The 3,088-nt window shown below is 71.7% G+C and carries 3 protein-coding genes; all 3 read left to right on the top strand.

All coding sequences use genetic code 11. The annotated features are described in order from the left end of the window. A partial coding sequence (locus F3J18_RS36370) for a site-specific integrase (protein WP_166916984.1) occupies positions 1-1,479 on the top strand: 1,479 nt, incomplete at its 5' end. Positions 1,480-1,630: 151 nt separating this feature from the next. Continuing rightward, the gene (locus F3J18_RS36365; RefSeq protein WP_240154840.1) at positions 1,631-2,350 is read left to right on the top strand and encodes an N-acetylmuramoyl-L-alanine amidase; all 720 of its coding nucleotides are present in this window, start codon (positions 1,631-1,633) and stop codon (positions 2,348-2,350) included. 328 nt (positions 2,351-2,678) lie between these two features. After that, on the top strand, positions 2,679-3,088 hold a 410-nt coding region (locus F3J18_RS36360), incomplete at its 3' end, for a PAS domain-containing protein (protein WP_240156510.1).

The following is a 3,088-nucleotide window of genomic DNA, read 5'->3' as shown; positions in this document are numbered from 1 at the left end:
GACCTGGCGGCCTTGCTGGCGCATGCGCCGGCCGAGCGCGCCAGGCACGCGCGGGCCGTCGCCGAGGCGATCGGGATGCTGCGCCACGCGCGGCCGCCCGAGCCGCAGATCGCCGACGAGATCGACCCCTGGTTGCCCGCGCGCGCGGTGGCCGCGCTGCGTGCGCACGGCATCGCCACGCTGGCCGATCTCACCGTGCGGATTCCGCGCCGTCGTCAATGGTGGAAGGCGATCGCCGGCCTCGGCCCGGCCAACGCCCGCCACATCGAAGCCTTCTTCCGCGCGCATCCGGCGCTGACCGAACGCGCGCGGGCGCTGATCGCCGCGGCCGGGCCCGGCTTGATCGTGCCTTGGGAGCAACTGCGCCTGCCGCACGAGGTGGACGGGACGGCCGGCACCTTCCGCGCGCCGCGCGAGACCTGCACGCTCGACGCCGACAACGACTACAGCGCCGTGCAGGCCTGGCTCTCGCTGCATGAATCCGAAGCCACGCGGCGCACCTATCGCAAGGAAGCCGAGCGGCTGATCCTGTGGGCCATCGTCGAGCGCGGCCGCGCGCTGTCCTCGCTCACCACCGAGGACGCGCTCGCCTATCGCGCCTTCCTGCGCCGTCCCGCGCCGGCCGAACGCTGGACCGGCCCGATCCGGCCGCGCCGTGCCGCCGACTGGCGACCCTTCACCGGTGCCTTGTCGGCGCGCTCGGCCGCGCATGCGCTGTCGGTGCTCGGCGCGCTGTTTCGCTGGCTGGTCGAGCAGCGCTACCTGCTGGCCAATCCGTTCTCGGGCGTGAAGGTGCGCGGCGGCACGCGCGCGGCCGCGCTCGACAGCTCGCGCGTGTTCAGCGACGGCGAATGGCAGATCCTGCGCGCGATCGCCGACGGCCTCGAATGGTCCCTTGGCTGGGAGCCGGCCGCCGCGCAGCGGCTGCGCTTCCTGCTCGATTTCTCCTACGCCACCGGGCTGCGCGCCAGCGAACTGGTCGGGCTCAGGCTCGGCGCGATCCGCAGCGACGCGCGCGAGGATCGCTGGATCCACCTGGTGGGCAAGGGCGGCAAGGCCGCGCGCGTGGCGCTGCCGCCGCTGGCCTGGCAGGCGCTCACGCGTTACGCGCTGGAACGCGGCCTGTCGGCCGTGCCCACGCAATGGCGGCCCGATCTGCCGGTGATCGGCGGCCTTGGCGAGGACGGCGCGGCCGGCATCGGCGGCGTGCGTCTCTGGAAGGTGCTCAAGCGCTTCTTCGGCCAGGTGGCCGATACGCTCGCCGCCGAGCATCCGCCGCTGGCCGACAAGCTGCGTCGCGCCAGCCCGCACTGGATGCGTCACACGCACGCCACCCACGCGCTCGCGCGCGGCGCCGAGCTGACCACGGTGCGCGACAACCTGCGTCACGCCTCGATCTCGACCACCTCGATCTACCTGCACGGCGACGAGATGAAACGCGCCAAGCAACTGGCCGACGCGTTCGGCGCCAAGTCCTGAGACGGGCCTCGATCCGGCGCGATCCTCGCGCGGCGCCTGGTGCAAATACCTGAATCGCGCCCGGCGTTTCGACTATTTCCCGCTGCGTCGCGCAGGTAGAATGCGTCGCGATACCGGCCGCCCTGCGACGGTGACCAACAACGACGAATCCATGACAATCACAAGCGGTTTCCTGCGGGGGACGATCGCGCTCGCCGGCGCGCTCGCACTCGTTTGCGCGTCGGCCACCACGGCTTGCGCCGCGTCTTCCACGATCGTCGTCGATACCGGCCACACGCCGGCGCACCCGGGTGCCACCGGTGCCAGCGGCCGCGTCGAATACCGCTACAACCTCGATCTGTCGGCGGCGGTTGCCGCCGAACTCGGCGCGCATGGCGAGCATGTGCTGCGCACCTCGGCCGACGGCCGCGAGATCGCCCTGAGCGCGCGCTCGGCCCGGGCGAACGACGCGCACGCGGACCTGTTCGTCTCGATCCATCACGACTCGATCCGGCAGGCCTACCTGGATGCGGGGCGCCAGCGCGAATTCCACGGCTACGCGATCTTCGTGTCCGAACGCAATCCACGCTACGCGGCGAGCCTGCGCTGCGCGCGCGAGATCGGCGAGCGGCTGCGCGCGGCCGGCGAAACGCCCTCGCTCTATCACGCCGATCCGATTCGCGGCGAGAACCGGCCGCTGATCGACGCGCGCCTGGGCATCCATCGTTTCGACGACCTGGTGGTGCTGCGCACGGCGCGCGTGCCTGCGCTGCTGATCGAGGCCGGCGTGATCGTCAATCCGCAAGAGGAGGCGCGGCTTGCCCAGGCGGACACGATCCGGCGCCTGGGCGCCGCGATCGCCGCGGGCATCGAGGCCTGCACGGCGGCCTGATGCGCGCCACCGTCATCCCGTCGAGCGGGAGCTTGCCGCACGCATAAAGTTCGGGACCTTCCTCGGCCGAGACGGCAACACGCGCATGTCCGGCGGAACCTGCCTGAACGGAGCCCGCGCAAACGATATGCATTCCCGGCGGCTCGTGTTCATGCGTGAACGCGAGCTGGCGTGCCACCGCCGGCAAGCTTGCGTGCCCGCCAGATGCCGCGAATAGCGGCCTGTCTTGCCCGCTGTTTTTCCGCGGCATGCGAGCCCGATTCGCTTACTATCTGATGTTCGCGGCGACGGAATTTTCCGTCGCCGTTTTATCGACCGATCTTTCGCCATGCAACGACCGGAGACGCGCCTGACCGAACCGCTCGCGGCGCCCGACGAATCCGCCGATCCGGTGCCGCGTCGCTCGGATGCCACGCGCATCGAGCGCGCGATTTCGCAGGCCGCGCAGGCTGTCTGCCTGTGCTCGGCCGACGGTACGCTGACCTGGACCAATGCCGCTTTCGAGCGCCTGACGGGACGTCGTGCCGGCGTGCCCGGCACCGTGCTGCGCCTGCAATCGATGCTGGTCGCGCCCGGCGATAGCTGGGCATCGCCCAGCATCGACGCGCTGCTGCGCGGCGGCGCGATCTGGCTGCTGCAGCGGCCCGCCGGCGATGGCGTGCCGGTACGCATCGTGCTATCCGCGCTGCTGGCCGGCGAAGGCGAGGGCGGCGCTGCCGCCGCGCCGGCGCTCGAGGC

The organism is Burkholderia sp. Ax-1720, assembly GCF_011753035.1.
Classification (GTDB): Bacteria; Pseudomonadota; Gammaproteobacteria; order Burkholderiales; family Burkholderiaceae; genus Burkholderia; species Burkholderia gladioli.
The sequence above is the reverse complement of the archived record's forward strand: the minus strand, read 5'-3'. Positions and strand labels throughout refer to the sequence as shown.